Annotated in this window: 14 protein-coding genes; 9 read left to right on the top strand and 5 right to left on the bottom strand. The window is 71.9% G+C overall.

Going from position 1 to position 16628, the window contains the following annotated elements; translation table 11 throughout:
• Positions 1-13: 13 nt before the first annotated feature.
• Positions 14-1882, bottom strand: coding sequence for an ABC transporter ATP-binding protein (locus ACIGO6_RS35515; protein WP_399883788.1), 1869 nt, complete (start codon positions 1880-1882; stop codon positions 14-16).
• On the bottom strand, positions 1879-3759 hold the full coding sequence (locus tag ACIGO6_RS35520; RefSeq protein ID WP_399883790.1) for an ABC transporter ATP-binding protein: 1881 nt from the start codon (positions 3757-3759) through the stop codon (positions 1879-1881). Before ACIGO6_RS35520 ends, ACIGO6_RS35515 begins: the two co-directional genes overlap by 4 nt.
• A 148-nt stretch (positions 3760-3907) precedes the next feature.
• Between ACIGO6_RS35520 and ACIGO6_RS35525 the strand changes: the two genes are divergently transcribed.
• Genes ACIGO6_RS35525 through ACIGO6_RS35540 form a run of 4 tightly spaced genes read left to right on the top strand, consistent with a single transcriptional unit; the run spans position 3908 to position 7485 of the window.
• On the top strand, positions 3908-4810 hold the full coding sequence (locus tag ACIGO6_RS35525; RefSeq protein ID WP_399883792.1) for an ATP-binding cassette domain-containing protein: 903 nt from the start codon (positions 3908-3910) through the stop codon (positions 4808-4810).
• Positions 4807-5556: an ABC transporter permease gene (locus tag ACIGO6_RS35530; protein WP_399883794.1), complete on the top strand. Its 750-nt coding sequence runs from the start codon at positions 4807-4809 to the stop codon at positions 5554-5556. The genes ACIGO6_RS35525 and ACIGO6_RS35530 overlap by 4 nt, the downstream gene beginning before the upstream one ends.
• 41 nt (positions 5557-5597) lie before the next feature.
• On the top strand, positions 5598-6851 hold the full coding sequence (locus ACIGO6_RS35535; protein ID WP_399883796.1) for a sensor histidine kinase: 1254 nt from the start codon (positions 5598-5600) through the stop codon (positions 6849-6851).
• A complete protein-coding gene (locus ACIGO6_RS35540) occupies positions 6841-7485 on the top strand; it encodes a response regulator (RefSeq protein ID WP_399883798.1) in 645 nt (214 codons plus the stop codon). The genes ACIGO6_RS35535 and ACIGO6_RS35540 overlap by 11 nt, the downstream gene beginning before the upstream one ends.
• Before the next feature lie 12 nt (positions 7486-7497).
• Here ACIGO6_RS35540 and ACIGO6_RS35545 read toward each other — a convergent pair whose 3' ends face one another.
• The 3 genes from ACIGO6_RS35545 to glgX all read right to left on the bottom strand — a co-directional run bounded on the left by ACIGO6_RS35545 (position 7498) and on the right by glgX (position 11418).
• A complete protein-coding gene (locus ACIGO6_RS35545; RefSeq protein WP_399883800.1) occupies positions 7498-8898 on the bottom strand; it encodes a sulfatase in 1401 nt (466 codons plus the stop codon).
• 77 nt (positions 8899-8975) lie between these two features.
• The gene (locus ACIGO6_RS35550; RefSeq protein ID WP_399883802.1) at positions 8976-9071 is read right to left on the bottom strand and encodes a putative leader peptide; all 96 of its coding nucleotides are present in this window, start codon (positions 9069-9071) and stop codon (positions 8976-8978) included.
• A 94-nt stretch (positions 9072-9165) separates the two neighbouring features.
• Positions 9166-11418 (bottom strand): glycogen debranching protein GlgX, encoded by a 2253-nt coding sequence (glgX, locus tag ACIGO6_RS35555; protein WP_399883804.1) that lies wholly within the window; start codon positions 11416-11418, stop codon positions 9166-9168.
• A 163-nt stretch (positions 11419-11581) separates the two neighbouring features.
• Between glgX and ACIGO6_RS35560 the strand changes: the two genes are divergently transcribed.
• From ACIGO6_RS35560 to ACIGO6_RS35580, 5 genes are all read left to right on the top strand, one after another.
• Complete coding sequence (locus ACIGO6_RS35560; RefSeq protein ID WP_399883806.1) at positions 11582-12820, top strand: Ig-like domain-containing protein; 1239 nt, start codon at positions 11582-11584, stop codon at positions 12818-12820.
• Between the two features lie 150 nt (positions 12821-12970).
• Positions 12971-14236 (top strand): Ig-like domain-containing protein, encoded by a 1266-nt coding sequence (locus ACIGO6_RS35565; RefSeq protein ID WP_399883808.1) that lies wholly within the window; start codon positions 12971-12973, stop codon positions 14234-14236.
• A 95-nt stretch (positions 14237-14331) separates the two neighbouring features.
• Positions 14332-15099: an enoyl-CoA hydratase/isomerase family protein gene (locus tag ACIGO6_RS35570; RefSeq protein WP_399883810.1), complete on the top strand. Its 768-nt coding sequence runs from the start codon at positions 14332-14334 to the stop codon at positions 15097-15099.
• A 272-nt stretch (positions 15100-15371) separates the two neighbouring features.
• Positions 15372-15875, top strand: a complete 504-nt coding sequence (locus ACIGO6_RS35575) for an ATP-binding protein (RefSeq protein ID WP_399883812.1) — start codon at positions 15372-15374, stop codon at positions 15873-15875.
• Positions 15876-15972: 97 nt separating this feature from the next.
• Positions 15973-16584 (top strand): ADP-ribosyltransferase, encoded by a 612-nt coding sequence (locus ACIGO6_RS35580; RefSeq protein WP_399883814.1) that lies wholly within the window; start codon positions 15973-15975, stop codon positions 16582-16584.
• The last annotated feature ends 44 nt before the right edge of the window (positions 16585-16628 follow it).

Consider the following 16628-nt stretch of genomic DNA (forward strand, 5'->3'; position numbering starts at 1 on the left):
CCTCGGCAGCCGCTCACGCCAGACTGTCCCGCCACGCCCGGTGCAGGTCCGCGAACCGGCCCGTACCGGCGATCAGTTCGTCCGGCGGACCGTCCTCCACGATCCGGCCGTGCTCCATCACCAGCACCCGGTCGGCGATCTCCACCGTGGACAGCCGGTGCGCGATCACGACCGCCGTACGGCCCTTCAGCACCGTCGCCATCGCCCGCTGCACCGCCCGCTCCCCGGGGATGTCCAGCGAGCTGGTCGCCTCGTCGAGGATCAGCACCGCCGGATCCGCCAGCAACGCGCGTGCGAACGCCACCAGCTGCCGCTGACCGGCGGAGATACGACCGCCCCGCTTGCGGACGTCGGTGTCGTAGCCGTCGGGCAGCGCGCCGATGAAGTCGTGCGCGCCGATCGCCTTCGCGGCCTGCTCGATCTCCTCCCGCGTGGCCTCGGGCCGGCCGATGGCGATGTTCTCCGCGACCGTGCCGGAGAACAGGAACGCCTCCTGCGTCACCATCACCACCCCGCGCCGCAGTTCGGGCACGGCGAGGTCGCGCAGGTCGGTGCCGTCCAGCAGGACCCGCCCGTCGGAGGGGTCGTAGAACCGGGCGAGCAGCTTGGCCAGCGTCGACTTGCCCGCGCCGGTCGAGCCGACGACGGCGACGGTCTGCCCGGCCGGGATCGTCAGGTCGAAGCGGGGGAGTACCTCGCCGCCGGTGCGGTAGCCGAAGCGGACCGAGTCGAAGACGACCTCGCGCCCGGGGTGCTCCGACTTGAGCGGCGGCAGCTCCCTCGGCGCGGTCGGCTCGGGCACCGACGGCGTCTGGGCCAGCAGCCCGGCGATCTTCTCCAGCGAGGCCGCGGCCGACTGGTAGGAGTTGAGGAACATGCCGAGCCGGTCGATCGGGTCGTACAGCCGGCGCAGGTACAGCACCGCCGCCGCCAGCACACCGAGCGCCAGCGTGCCGTCGGCGACCCGGTAGGCGCCCCAGAGAACGATCCCCGCCACGGCCGTGTTGGCGACGAGGCGCGAGCCGACGACGTAACGGGCCATCTCGAGCAGCGCGTCGCCGTTGGTCCGTTCGTGGCGCCGGTTCAGTAGGGCGAAGTCGGCGTCGTTGGCGGCTTCCCGGCGGAAGGCGCGCACCGGACGGATGCCGTTCATCGTCTCCACGAACTTCACGATCACCGCCGCGATCGCCGTGGACCGCTGCCGGTACACCCGCCCCGCGCGCCGCCGGTACAGCCGCACCAGCCCGTACAGCGGCACGAAGGACGCCACCGCGACCGCGCCGAGCCCCAGGTCCAGCCAGAGCAGCAGCGCCGAGATGTAGACGAAGGACAGGATGACCGTCACCAGCTCCTGAAGGCCCTCGTCGAGCAGCTCGCGCAGCGACTCCACGTCCGTGGTGGAGCGGGAGATGAGCCGGCCGGAGGTGTAGCGCTCGTGGAAGTCGACGCTCAGCGCCTGCGCGTGGCGGAAGATCCGGCCCCTGAGGTCCAGCAGCACGTCCTGGTTCACGCCGGCCGCGGCGGCGATGAACGCGTACTGCAGCGCGCCGGCGGCCAGCGAGCACAGCAGACAACCGGCGCCCACCGCGATCAGCGGACCGTGGTCGTCGTCCCGCAGGGCCGGTACGGCGCGGTCGATGGCGTACGCCACCAGCAGCGGGCCCGCCTGCACCGCCGCCTGCTGGAGCAGCAGGAGGAAGGTGGTGAGGGCGACGCGGGCCTTCCGGGGCGCGAGCAGGGACCGCAGCAGGGCGGCGGTCGCGCCGGGCGGGCTGGGCAGGACGTCCTTGTCGAAGTCGTCGCCGGTGTGCTCCGTGCCCTGGGGCCGGGGCGAATCCTCCGCCTCGCCGGGAGCGGGCGGGGACGTGATGGGGGCCGTCATCGCCGGTCGTCCTCCTGTTCCTCGGCGCCGGACATCAGATGGGCGTACTCGGCGTTCGTACGCAGCAGTTCGTGGTGGGTGCCGACGGCGGCGATACGGCCCTGGGACAGCAGGGCGACGCGGTCGGCGAGCAGGACCGTGGAGGGGCGGTGCGCCACGATCAGGGCGGTGGTGTCCGCGAGGACCTGCCGCAGCGCGGCCTCCACGGCGGCCTCCGTGTGCACGTCCAGCGCGGACAACGGGTCGTCCAGGACGAGGAACCTCGGTCCCCCGACCACCGCACGGGCCAGCGCGAGGCGCTGCCGCTGTCCGCCGGACAGGCTCAGACCCTGCTCGCCGACCTGGGTGTCGGTGCCCTGGGGGAGGGCGTGCGCGAAGTCGGCCTGCGCGACGGCGAGCGCCCGGCGCAGCTCTTCGTCCCCGGCTCCGTCCCCGGCGCCCATCAGCACGTTCTCGCCGACGCTCGCCGAGAAGAGCGTGGGCTCCTCGAAGGCCACGGCGACCAGGGCGCGCAGCTCCTCGCGGGACAGGGCGGTGATGTCCTCGCCGTCCAGGGTGATCCGCCCGTCGGTCACCTCGTGCAGCCGCGGAACGAGCGCGGTCAGCGTCGTCTTGCCGCTCCCGGTGGCCCCGACCAGGGCCATGGACTCACCGGACCGGATGTGCAGGTCGACCCGGTCGAGGACGGGCGGGGAGCCGGGAGGCGCATCGGGGTACCGGAACGTGACGGCGTGGAAGTTCAGCCCGTCGGTCCGCGGGCAGTCGTGCCGCCCGGGGCGGCACGGGCGGGCGCGGGCGGCACCCCGCAACGCCGGGCTGCGCGATCCACCCCCCGACACGGACGCGGGGTCACCCGAAACCCCCGGCGACTCGACCTCCGCGTCCATCACCTCGAAGTACCGATCCGTGGCCGTCGCCGCCTCCTGACTCATCGCCAGCAGGAAGCCGATCGACTCGACGGGCCACCGCAGCGCCAGCGCCGTCGACAGGAACGCCACCAGCGTGCCCGCCGACAGCGCCCCGTCCGCCACCTGCACCGCCCCCACCACCAGCGCAGCACCGATCGCCAGCTCCGGCAGCGTCACGATCACCGCCCAGATGGACGCCAGCAGCCGCGCCTTGCGCAGCTCCGTCCCGCGCAGCGTGTGCGACAGCTCGTGGAAGGCCCGCGCCTGGCTGCGGTGCCGCCCGAACCCCTTGATGATCCGGATGCCGAGCACGCTCTCCTCGACCACGGTCGTCAGATCCCCGACCTGGTCCTGCGCGCGCCGCGCCACCGCGGAGTACTTCTTCTCGAAGATCCCGCAGGTGATCATCACCGGGATGGCGGGCCCGAGGATCACCAGCCCCAGCGTCCAGTCCTGGACCAGCATGATGCCCACGCCGACCAGGATCGTCACGCCGTTGACCAGCAGGAACGTCAGCGGAAACGCGAGGAACATCCGCAGCAGCATCAGATCCGTCGTCCCGCGCGACAGCAACTGCCCAGAGGGCCACCGGTCGTGGAAGGCGACCGGCAGCCGTTGCAGATGCCGGTACAGATCCGCCCGCATCCCCGCCTCGACCCCCGCCAGCGGCCGGGCGACCAGCCAGCGCCGCAACCCGAACAGCAGCGCCTCCGCGAGGCCGAGGAGCAGCAGGTACAGCGCCCCGAGCCACACACCCGCCGGATCGCGGTCGGCGACCGGCCCGTCCACCATCCACTTCAGGACGAGCGGGATCACCAGCCCCACGCAGGACGCGAGGATCGCTATGACCGCCGCGGTCGCCAGCCGCACCCGCACGGGCCGCACGTACGGCCACAGCCGCAGCAGGGCGCGCACGGTGGAACGCTTCTCGGCAGGGTGGTCCGGGGCGGGGGCGGATGTCGTGGGCATCAGCAGCGAGCCTACGGTTCACCACTGACACTGCCCACCGAGTTTTCGCGCGCACCGGGGTCGTACGGGGGCATCGACCGATCGGCCGATGCGCCTTCGAGCGCGACGGCCGATGTACCGGCCACCCGTGTCCCGGGACGCTGGTGCCATGCCCGTCATCGAAGTAACCGACCTGCGCAAGGCCTACGGTGGCCGCCCCGCCGTCGACGGTGTGTCGTTCGCCGTCGAGGAGGGCGAGATCTTCGGCGTCCTCGGTCCGAACGGTGCCGGCAAGACCACCACCGTCGAGTGCGTCGAGGGACTGCGCGTCCCCGACGCGGGCCGTGTCCGTGTCACCGGCCTCGACCCCGTCGCCGACCACAAGGAGGTCACCCGCGTCCTGGGCGCCCAGCTCCAGAAGAGCGAACTCCAGCCCAAACTCACCGTCCGCGAGGCCCTGGAGCTGTACGCCGGCTTCTACCCGAAGCCCGCCGACTGGCGCCCGCTCGCCGAACGCCTCGGTCTCGTCCCGAAGCTGAACACCCGGTTCGCCACGCTCTCCGGCGGCCAGAAGCAGCGCCTGTCCATCGCGCTCGCCCTCATCGGCGACCCGCGGATCGTGGTGCTGGACGAGCTGACCACCGGCCTCGACCCGCGCGCCCGGCGCGACACCTGGCAGCTCATCGAGGACATCCGGACGGGTGGCGTCACCGTCCTGTTGGTCACGCACTTCATGGAGGAGGCGCAGCGCCTCTGCGACCGCATCGCGGTGATCGACAAGGGGCGGGTGTCGGCCCTGGACACCCCGGCCGGGCTGATCCGCCGATCGGCGGGTGCCACCGTCATCAGCTTCACCCCGTCCGGCCCGTTGGACGACGACGACCTCAACGCGCTGCCGGGGCTCGCCTCGGTCCAGCGCAAGGACGGCCGCGTCACGCTGTCCGGCACCGACGAGACGGTCAACGCGGTCATCACCCTCCTCGCCCGCACCCGCGTCACCGCCCACCAGTTGCGCGTCACCGACGCCACGCTGGACGACGCCTTCCTGGACCTCACGGAGGCCACGGCATGAGCACCGACGTCCTCGACACCGCCGTACTGAAGACCGAAATCCGCCTCTTCCGGCGGGAACCCGGCGGCATCTTCTGGATCCTGCTCTTCCCCACCCTGCTGCTGGTGATCGTGGGCTCCGTCCCGTCCTTCCGCGAGACCGACCCGAACCTCGGCGGCCTGCGCCCGGTCGACGCCTACGTGCCGGTGGCCGTCCTCCTCGGGCTGATCGTCGGCGGGCTGCAGGGCATGCCGCCGACGATCACCGGCTACCGGGAGAACGGCATCCTGCGCCGGATGTCGACCACGCCGGTACGTCCGGTGGCTCTGCTGACCGCGCAGATGCTGGTGCTCGGCGGTGCCGCGCTGCTCTCCGCCCTGGTCACCCTCGCGGTCGGCCGCCTGGCCTTCGACGTCACGCTGCCGGAGCAGCCGCTCGGCTACCTCCTCGCACTACTGCTCGCCCTGCTCGCGTCCCTCGCCCTGGGGGCCCTGCTCTCCGCCCTGTCCCGCACGACGAAGATCGCCACCGCGATCGGGTCGACCGCCCTCTTCCCGGCGATGTTCTGCGCGGGAGTGTGGCTGCCGGTGGAGGCCATGCCGGACGTGCTGGCCGAGATCGTCGGCTGGACCCCGTTCGGCGCCGCCGCGCAGGCCCTGAACGAGGCCGCGGCGGGCGACTGGCCCGGCTGGACGCACCTCGGCGTCCTGGCGGCCTGGACGGTGCTGCTCACGGCGGCGGCCTCGCGCTGGTTCCGCTGGGAGTGAGCACAAGGGGCGGGGGAGCGGGCCTGGCGGACAATGACGCCATGACGGAGACCACGGCGCTCGACGACCGATGGGCGTTGTTCGAACGCTGGGGCCCGTACGGCCTGTTGGCACTGAGCACACTGATCGCCTGGGCGACCGCCGATGCGCTCGGGATGACCACGGCCGAGCGCTGGGCGTGCGGCGCCCTGATCGGCGGGGCCGTCGTCCTGCACCTGTGCTGGAGCAGAACGGTCCGCACTCGTCCCGGACCGTCCACCGCGGGTATCCGGCACTACGCGCTCCGCTGGGCGGTCGGGTTCGCCCTCACCTGGGTGAACCCACTGTTCGCCTTCTACGCCGTCATCGGCTACTTCAGCGTCGAGCGCCTGCTTCCAGAGCACCTGCGCAAGGCCGGTCTGTTCGCCACGGCCGTCACCCTGGCGGGCTCCCAGTCGGGCGGCCTGCCGCCGAGCGGGCAGCTGGAGTGGGTGCTCTTCGGCGCCATCCTCATGGCCAACGCCATGCTGGTCTTCCTCTTCGGCCACTTCGCCGAACTGGAGGAGGCCCGCAGCCGCGCCCGCGTGGCGACCATCGCCGAGCTGGAGCGCACCAACACCGCGTTGCAGCAGGCGCTCGACGAGAACGCCGCCCTGCACGCCCAGCTCCTCGTCCAGGCCCGCGAGGCGGGCGTGGCCGACGAACGCCGGCGGCTGGCCGCCGAGATCCACGACACCCTCGCCCAAGGGCTGACCGGCATCATCGCCCAGCTCCAGGTCGTGGCGAACACCTCGGACCCGGACCTGGCGCGCGAGCACGTCGACCGGGCGACGGCCCTGGCCCGGCACAGCCTCGGCGAGGCCCGGCGCTCCGTGCACAACCTCGCTCCCGTCGCCCTGGCCGAGGACGGCCTGCCCGAGGCCCTGAGGAGCACGGTGACGGAGTGGGGCGAACGCATGGGCGTCCAGGTCCGGTTCACCGCCACCGGCACCACCGAGCCACTCCACGACGAGGTGGCCGCGACCCTGCTGCGCATCGCCCAGGAGGCCCTGTCCAACACCGCGCGGCACGCCGCCGCCGAACGCGTCGGCGTCACCCTCTCCTACATGGGCGACGAGGTCACCCTCGACATCCGCGACGACGGCCGGGGCTTCGACCCGCGCGCCGAGCGGGAACGCACCCCCAGCGGCGGCTTCGGCCTCGACGGCATGCGGGCCCGCGCCGAGCGCATCGCCGGTTCCCTCACCGTCGAGGCCGAGCCCGGCCACGGGACGGCGGTGTCGGCTCGCGTACCGTTGGTCCGCCATGACCGATGACCCCGTGATCTCCCTGCTCGTCGTCGACGACCACCCCGTCGTACGCGACGGCCTGCGCGGCATGTTCGAGTCCGCGCCCGGTTTCCGCGTCCTCGGCGAGGCGGAGAACGGCGTCGAGGCACTCGAGCGGGTCGCCGCGCTCGACCCGGACGTCATCCTGATGGACCTGAGGATGCCGGGCGGGGGAGGCGTGGACGCCATCCGGGAGCTGACCCGGCGCGGAGCCCGCGCCAAGGTGCTCGTGCTGACCACGTACGACACCGACTCCGACACCCTGCCCGCGATCGAGGCCGGCGCGACCGGATACCTCCTCAAGGACGCGCCCCGCGACGAGCTGTTCACCGCGGTCCGCGCGGCGGCCCAGGGCCGCACCGTCCTCTCCCCGGCCGTCGCCTCCCGGCTGGTGTCCGCGGTCCGCGCGCCCAAGAACCCCGGCGGCGAGCCCCTCTCCGCCCGTGAGCGGGAAGTGCTCGCCCTGGTCGCCCGGGGCACCTCCAACAAGGAGATCGCCCGCGAACTGTTCATCAGCGAGGCGACCGTGAAGACCCACCTCACGCACCTGTACGCCAAGCTCGGCGTCAACGACCGTGCGGCGGCGGTGGCGACGGCCTACGACCGGGGAATCCTGGGCTGAGCCCGACCGGGTTCAGGGCGCCGGGTAGGGCAGCAGTTCGCCGTCCACCTTCTCCCAGGCCGCCCGCAGTTCGGCGAGCAGCTCCGGGCGGTCGGAGGCGAGGTCGGCCTGTTCGCGGGCGTCGGCGGCGAGGTTGAACAGGTGGTCCTTGCCGTCCGCGTCCCGGTAGTACTTCCAGTCGCCGCGCCTCAGTGCCCGGTTGCCCCGCACCCGCCAGAACAGGTCGCGCTCGGGCACGTCCTCGCCGCGCAGCAGGTAGCCCGCGAGGCTGTGGCCGTCCAGCGGGTACGCCGGGTGCGGCCGGGCGCCGCCCAGTTCCAGCAGGGTCGCCGTCCAGTCCGGGGAGTAGACGGGCTCGTGGCTGACCTGGCGCCCGTCGATCCGGGCCGGCCAGCGCAGGATGGTCGGCACCCGGATGCCGCCCTCCAACAGCTCGGACTTGGCGCCGCTGAGCGGCCACTGGTAGGAGAAGCGCTCGCCGCCGTTGTCGCTGGCGAAGACGACGATCGTGTTCTCCTCCTGGCCGGAGCGGCGCAGCGCGGTGAGCACCTTGCCGATGGAGGCGTCCAGGCTCTCCACCATCTCCCGGTACTTCTCCACCGAGCCACCGTCGTTGTGCAGCAGCCCGCCCAGCACGTTCCCGGCGCGGATCCGCGCGGCGATCTCGGCGCCCTTCTCCTCGTCGTCCTCGGTGAGCCACGGCCAGTGCGGGGTCGTGAAGTTGAGGTTGAGCAGCCAGGGCCGGTCGTGGTCGCGGCCGACGTACTCGACGGCGCGTTCGGTCAGGACCGTCGTGTAGTAGCGCAGGTCCTTGTAGGTGGCGTCGCCCTCGTACAGGTCGTAGTCGCCGAGCTGGCCGAGCTTGGAGAAGTACTCCAGGGCGCCGCCGAAGTTGCCGAAGAACTCGTCCCACCCGGACTTGGTCGGGCTGTGGTCCGGCAGCCAGCCGCAGTGCCACTTGCCGATCAGGGCGGTGGCGTACCCCGCGTTCTTCAGCAGCGAGGCGAGGGTCGGGTGGTTCGGGTCCAGCCCCTGGGTGCGGTTGCCGACGGGCTCGGCCAGGCCGCCCTTCGTACGGCCCGGGAAGCGGCCCGTGTACAGGCTGAACCGGGTCGGGGAGCAGGTCGCCGAGCCGGAATAGGCGTGGGTGAACCGCACGCCCTGCGCGGCGAGCCGGTCCAGGTTCGGGGTCTTGATGTGCGGGGAGCCGTACGAGGAGAGGTCGGCCCAGCCCAGGTCGTCGCCGAGGATGAACAGGACGTTCGGGCGTCTGCCGGGGCGGCCGGCGGTACGGGCCTTGAACGGGCGTTCGGTGGGCGAGGCGGCCCCGGCGGTGGAGGACGCGCCGGCGACGGCCGTCACCGCACCGCCACCGACCAGACCACCGAAGACACGACGGGATATTTCGGGCATGCGTGATCCCCAGGAGAGGTTGGGAAGGAAGAAGGAGGACGAGACGCAGGAGAAGAGGGAGGAGAAGAGGGCGCGGGTCAGCGACAGAGCGCGCCGGACTGACGGCACAGGTCGACGTGGCGTCGCTCCACGAGCGCGACGCGCACGCACCGGCGAGCAGCGGCAGTCCTCATGACCAGGGACGTTCCCAGGCCGCCCGGTCACTGGTCAACGAGATCCCCGCCGATTTCACGGAGCTGAAAAGAATGCTCAGCCGACAAGGATTGCTCAGCCGACGACCTTCAGCAGCAGCACCGACCGCTCCGGCACCGTGATCGCCTCCCCGGCCCGGTGGGACGCGCCCGGCGCCTCGGCCTGCCTCTCCCGGCTGGTGTCCACGACCACCTCGTACCGCTCGGCCCACGGCGCCCTGGGCAGCACGAAGCGCACCGGTCGCTCCCCGGCGTGCAGGACGGCCAGGAAGCTGTCGTCGACGATCGGGGCGCCGCGCTCGTCGCGGCCCGGGATGTCCCGCCCGGAGAGGTACATGCCGAGGGTGGCGGCGGGGGCGTACCAGTCCCGCTCGGTCATTTCCGTGCCCCGGGCCGTGAACCAGGCCAGGTCGCGCAGGCCGTCGGCGGAGTGCGCCCGGCCGGAGAAGAACGCCCGGCGGCGCAGCACGGGATGCCGGTGGCGCAGCGCGATCAGCCGGGAGGTCAGCTCGAACAGGGACCGCCAGTCCGGGTCGTCGAGCAGGCTCCAGTCCAGCCAGCCGATCTCGTTGTCCTGGCAGTAGGCGTTGTTGCTGCCGCCCTGGGTGCGGCCGAGCTCGTCGCCCGCGACCAGCATCGGCACGCCGGTCGACAGCAGCAGTGTGGTCAGCAGGTTGCGGAGCTGGCGCCGCCGCAGCGCGCGTACCTCCTCGTCGTCCGTCTCGCCCTCCGCGCCGCAGTTCCAGGACCGGTTGTCGTTCGTGCCGTCCCGGTTGCCCTCGCCGTTGGCCTCGTTGTGCTTGCGCTCGTACGACACCAGGTCCCGGAGCGTGAAGCCGTCGTGCGCGGTGACGAAGTTGACCGACGCGTACGGCCGGCGGCCGCCCCATGCGTACAGGTCGCTGGAGCCCGACAGGCGGTAGCCCATCTCCCGGACGTCGGGGAGCGCGTGCCGCCAGAAGTCGCGTACGGCGTTGCGGTAGCGGTCGTTCCACTCCGTCCACAGGGGCGGGAAGGCGCCCACCTGGTAGCCGCCCGAGCCGACGTCCCACGGCTCGGCGATCAGCTTCACCCGGCGCAGCACCGGATCCTGCGCGATCACCGCGAGGAACGGGGACAGCATGTCGACGTCGTGCATCGAGCGGGCCAGCGCCGCCGCCAGGTCGAAGCGGAAGCCGTCCACGCCCATCTCCGTCACCCAGTACCGCAGCGAGTCGGTGATCAGGCGCAGCACGTGCGGCTGGACGACGTGGAGCGTGTTGCCGCAGCCCGTGTAGTCGGCGTACCGGCGTGCGTCCGGCTGGAGGCGGTAGTAGCCGCGGTTGTCGATGCCCTTCAGGGAGAGCGTCGGGCCCAGCTCACCGGCCTCCGCCGTGTGGTTGTAGACCACGTCGAGGATCACCTCGATGCCGGCCGCGTGCAGTGCGCGGACCATCCGCTTGAACTCGCCGACCTGCTCACCGGTGGTGCCGGAGGCGGCGTACGCGGCGTGCGGGGCGAAGTAGCCGATCGAGTTGTAACCCCAGTAGTTCCGCAGGCCGCGCTTCAGCAGATGGTCCTCGTGCGCGAACTGGTGCACCGGCAGCAGCTCCACCGCCGTCACGCCCAGCCGCGTCAGATGCTCGATCGCCGCCGGATGCGCCAGACCGGCGTAGGTGCCGCGCAGCTCCTCGGGGATGCCGGGGTGCCGTTTGGTGAAGCCGCGCACGTGCAGCTCGTAGATGACGGAGTCCGCCCACGGCGTCTTGGGCCGGTGGTCGTCCGCCCAGTCGTCGTCGTCGTGGACGACGACGCCCTTGGGGACGTACGGCGCCGAGTCCCGGTCGTCGCGCACCGTGTCGGCCACATGCTGCTCGGGCCAGTCCCGGACGTGCCCGTACACCTCGGGCGGCAGCCCGAAGTCGCCGTCCACCGCGCGCGCGTACGGGTCGAGCAGCAGCTTCGCCGGATTCCAGCGGGCGCCGGTCCACGGGTCCCAGCGGCCGTGCACCCGGTAGCCGTAGCGCTGCCCGGGCCGCACACCCGGCACGAAGCCGTGCCAGATCTCGTGCGTCAGCTCGGTCAGCCGCACCCGGCTCTCCACACCTCGTGCGTCGAAGAGGCAGAGCTCCACCGCCTCCGCCCCACCCGCCCACAGCGCGAAGTTCGTCCCCGCCACCTGGTCCGGGCCGGTCCGGAACCGGGCGCCCAGCGGCACCGGTGTGCCCGGCCACGCCGGCACGGCGGGCGGTGACGCGGCACGCCGCGCGCCGTTCACCACGACGGCGGGGCGCCCGTCCTCGGCGGCCTGCTCTGCGGCCACCGCCTCCTGCTCGGCTGCGCTGGACACCTGTCAGCCTCCTGCGGCTCGTGGAACGACGTGGCGAAGACGGGAAAAAGGGCGCACGGTGTCCCGACCGCCGCACCCCGTCGCGTCGTCCTCCCCACTGTTCTGCCCACCGCATGGCTCGCACTCACGTTTCCCCAGGGCCGACCGGTCGTTACGGGTGGATGTGAGGCACGTACATGGGCGCGCACGGCGCGCGGGGGCCGCTCTGGCCGCCGTACTGACATGGGCAGGACTGCTGGCCGGAGCCGCCGGATGCACCTCGGACGGCGGCGGCATCGGCGGCGGGATCGGCGGGGCGTTCGGCAAACCCGCCGCGGCCGAGGACGTCATCCGCATCACCCCGGACGACGGCAGCAAGGCCGTCCGGCCGGAGCGAAGACTGTCGGTCCGGGTGCCCGACGGGCGGCTGGAATCGGTCAAGGTCGTCAAGTCGCAGGACGCGCAGGAGACCCCGGTACCCGGCCGGATCTCCGACGACGGTCTGCGCTGGCTGCCCGACGACAAGCGGCTGGCGCTGGCCGCGAAGTACACCGTCGACGCGGTCGCCCTCGACGGCCACGGGCGCCGTTCCGCCCGGCACGCCACCTTCACGACCCACGTCCCCGACCAGCGTTTCATCGGGTACGTCGCGCCGGAGAACCGCTCGGTCGTCGGCACCGGCATGATCGTCTCGCTGGAGTTCAACCGGGAGATCACCGACCGTGCCGCCGTCGAACGCGCCGTCTCGGTGACCGCGAGGCCCGCCACCGAGATCCGCCCCCACTGGTTCGGCAAGGACCGCCTCGACTTCCGCCCCGAGGAGTACTGGAAGCCCGGCACCGAGGTCACCGTCGCGCTGAGACTGCGGGACGTCGAGGGCGCGCCGGGGGTCTACGGGCTCCAGCACAAGACGATCTCCTTCACCGTCGGCCGCAGTCAGGTCTCCCGCGTCGACGCGGCCGAGCGGACCATGGAGGTGCGCCGGGACGGCACGCTGCTGGCCACCGTGCCGATCACCGCCGGAGCGCCGAAGACCCCCACCTACAACGGCAAGATGGTCATCACCGAGCTGCTCGACGTCACCCGCATGAACAGCCGCACGGTCGGCTTCGGTGGCGAGTACGACATCCCGGACGTCCCGCACGCCATCCGCCTGACCAGCTCCGGCACCTTCCTGCACGGCAACTACTGGGCGCCCGTCGACACCTTCGGCCGGGCCAACGTCAGCCACGGCTGCATCGGACTGCGCGACGACAAGGGCGGCGGTTCCGACACCCCGGGGGGCTGGTTCTTCGACCGCAGCCTGATCGGCGACGTCGTCGAGGTGGTCCACAGCAAGGACCGGACGGTGGCTCCCGACAACGGGCTCAGTGGCTGGAACATGAGCTGGAAGGCGTGGAAGGCGGGCAGCGCCGTGAAGTGACACGGGGTGCTCCCCGCCCGGGCCGCCAACTCGGTACGGAACAGTGACAATTCCGCTGTCCCCTGTGCCCCTGGCCTGCGGTTACGATGCGCCGGTGCGCGCAGGCGCACTGGGGCGCGGGCCGGACCAGGCCCGGCGAGGGGAGACAACTTGAACGTGCGTCCGATATCGGGGGCGTCACCGGCGGGCATCCGGGGGCGGGGCGGCAGGGGACGCGGCAGGGCGCTGTCGGCACTGGCACTGGGCGTACTGCTGACAGTGACCGCGTGCGGCGGGGGCGGGTCCGGCTCGGAGGGCGGAACCGGGGGCGACGGCGGCAAGAACGCCAAGGACTCCACCGCGGCGCAGAGCAAGCAGTCCGAGGCCGTCGTCACCATCGCCCCCCAGAACGGGGCCAAGGCCGTCGACACCAGCGGCGCCCTCAAGGTCGCCGCCGCCAAGGGCAAGCTGACCGAGGTCGTGGTCAAGGACGCCGAGGGCGCGAAGGTCGACGGGAAGATATCCGGGGACGGCGCCACCTGGACGCCGTCCACCCACCTGGCCGCCGCCACCACGTACACCGTGCACGCGGTCGCCAAGGACTCCGAGGGCCGCACGGCCGCCGAGGACTCCCGCTTCACCACCCTGACGCCGAAGAACACCTTCACCGGCACCTTCACACCCGAGGACGGTTCGAAGGTCGGCGTCGGCATGCCGTTCTCGATCCGCTTCACCCGGGGCATCACCCACCCGGAGGACGTCGAGAAGGCCATCACCATCAAGACCGAGCCGGCCGTCGAGGTCGAGGGCCACTGGTTCGGCAACGACCGCCTCGACTTCCGCCCGGAGAAGTACTGGAAGGCCGGCACCAAGGTCACCGTCGACCTCAACCTCGACGGCGTCGAGGGCCGCGACGGCGTCTACGGCAAGCAGGCCAAGACCGTCTCCTTCACCATCGGCCGCAGCCAGGTCTCCGTCGTCGACGCCAAGAAGCTCACGATGTCGGTCGTGCGGGACGGCAAGACCATCAAGACCATCCCGGTCACCACCGGCGCGCCCGGCTACGAGACCTGGAACGGCCAGATGGTCATCACCGAGCGGCTCGCCGTGACCCGCATGAACGGTGAGACGGTCGGCTACGGCGGCGAGTACGACATCAAGGACGTCCCGCACGCCATGCGCCTGTCCACCTCCGGCACCTTCATCCACGGCAACTACTGGGGCGGCGACGCCTTCGGCAACCGCAACGCCAGCCACGGCTGCATCGGCCTGCGCGACGTGCGCGGCGGCTGGGACGAGAAGGCGCCGGCCGCCTGGTTCTTCGAGAACTCGCTCATCGGCGACGTGGTCGTGGTGAAGAACTCCAACGACGCGACCATCGCCCCGGACAACGGCCTCAACGGCTGGAACATGTCCTGGGAGAAGTGGAAGGCCTGACCCTTCCGCCGGCAGTACGACGATCGGCCCCGGTGCCCTCGATGTGAGGTACGGCACCGGGGCCGATGTCGTGAACGCCCGCTAACCTGCGGAGCATGACCGTACATCTCGAAGTCGCGGACGGCGTCGGCACGCTGCGCCTGGACCGCCCGCCCATGAACGCGCTGGACATCGCCACGCAGGACCGGCTGAAGGAGCTCGCCGAGGAGGTCACGCGGCGCGACGACGTGCGCGCCGTGGTGATCCACGGCGGCGAGAAGGTGTTCGCGGCGGGTGCGGACATCAAGGAGATGCAGGTGATGGACCACGCGGCGATGATCGCGCGCGCCCGCGCCCTGCAGGACTCCTTCACGGCGGTGGCCCGCATCCCCAAGCCCGTGGTCGCCGCGGTGACCGGATACGCGCTCGGCGGCGGCTGCGAACTCGCGCTCTGCGCCGACTTCCGCATCGCCGGGGAGAACGCCAAGCTGGGCCAGCCCGAGATCCTCCTCGGCCTGATCCCGGGCGCCGGCGGCACCCAGCGGCTGTCCCGGCTGGTCGGCCCCTCCAAGGCCAAGGACCTGATCTTCACGGGCCGTCAGGTGAAGGCCGACGAGGCGCTGACGCTCGGCCTGGTGGACCGGGTGGTGCCGGCCGCCGAGGTCTACGAGCAGGCGCACGCCTGGGCCGCCCGGCTCGCCAAGGGGCCCGCGATCGCGCTGCGCGCGGCGAAGGAGGCCATCGACACCGGCCTGGAGACGGACATCGAGACCGGCCTCGCCGTCGAACGGAACTGGTTCGCGGGACTGTTCGCCACCGAGGACCGCGAACGCGGAATGCGCAGCTTCGTGGAAGAGGGCCCCGGCAAGGCGAAATTCCTGTGAAGTCGGCCCGAGGTACTTGCCCTTGACGCGGTGTCCAGCCCGGGTCCCTCGAAGGGGCGGTTCATGGCCGCCTCGACGCACCCTTGGGGGCAGCTTGTCGAGGGAGCCGGCGCTTGTCGCCGGACGAGCCGTCCGCGCAGGTCAGAGGGGCTTTCACGGGCTCCGAACTGCCCGCGGCACATGCCGGTCGACCGTGGTCGAACCGGGGCGTTGCGGGGGCGTATTCCCCGGGAACGGCCCCGGAGGCCCTCGGCGGCGGCCATGATGGGGGCATGGCGGGGCTGGAAGGCAGGGAACAGCCGCGGGGAGCCGGACGTGCGACCGCGGCGCGCTGGTCGCCGGCGTTCGAGGACGAACGCGCGCTCAAGGCGCTGGAGTTGTTCGGCAACCCCACGGAGAGCGAGGTTCCGTTACCGTCCCGCCCCGAGTCCGCCGCCACCGCACGCCGACTGGCCCAGGTTGTGGCCCTGCGCCAGTGGAACCTCGGCCCCAAAATCACCGAGGACACCGTCCTGCTCGTCTCCGAGCTGGTGGGCAACGCCGTACGGCACACCGGCGCCCGGGTCTTCGGCCTCCACATGCGCCGCCGACCCGGCTGGATCCGCGTCGAGGTCCGTGACCCCTCCCGCGGGCTGCCGTGTCTGATGCCGGTGCAGGTCACGGACATCAGCGGGCGCGGCCTCTTCCTCGTCGACAAGCTGTCCGACCGGTGGGGCGTCGACCTGCTGCCGCGCGGGAAGACGACGTGGTTCGAGCTGCGGGTCCTGGACCGCTGAGGTCTCATCCGCCGTTGCAGGCAAGGTCGTTCGGCGGACACGCCACCTACGGGTGAAGGTCCCCGGCCCGGCGCCGCGAAGCCGGGATCGTACCCGCATGATCACCACTCGCCTGCGGCGACGCGCCGCTGCCGCCGTCCTGTCCCTCTCCGCCGTCTTCGCCACCTCGGCCGCCACGGTCCCGGGAGCGGCGGTCCCGACGACGGCTCCGGCCAAGGCCGCCCCCTCCTGCCCCCAGTTCGACGACAAGCTCAAGGCCGCCGCCGACCCCGGGGTCGACGTCGACCGCATCACCCCCGAGCCGGTCTGGCGCACCACCTGCGGCACCCTCTACCGCAGCGACAGCCGGGGCCCGCAGGTCGTCTTCGAGGAGGGCTTCCACGCCAAGGACGTCCAGAACGGGCAGTACGACATCGAGAAGTACGTCCTGGTCAACCAGCCCTCGCCCTTCGTCTCGACGACCTACGACCACGACCTGTACAAGACCTGGTACAAGTCCGGCTACAACTACTACATCGACGCCCCCGGCGGCATCGACGTCAACAAGACCATCGGCGACACCCACAGGTGGGCCGACCAGGTCGAGGTCGCCTTCCCCGGCGGCATCCAGCGTCAGTACGTCATCGGCGTCTGCCCGGTCGACCGGCAGACCAAGACCGAGATCATGAGCGAGTGCGAGAGCAACCCGCACTACAAGCCCTGGCACTGACGGCCGACGGCCACCGGGCTTCTTGAGTCTCCACCCGCTGGAAG

This window comes from Streptomyces sp. NPDC053750 (assembly GCF_044544295.1).
Lineage (GTDB): Bacteria > Actinomycetota > Actinomycetes > Streptomycetales > Streptomycetaceae > Streptomyces.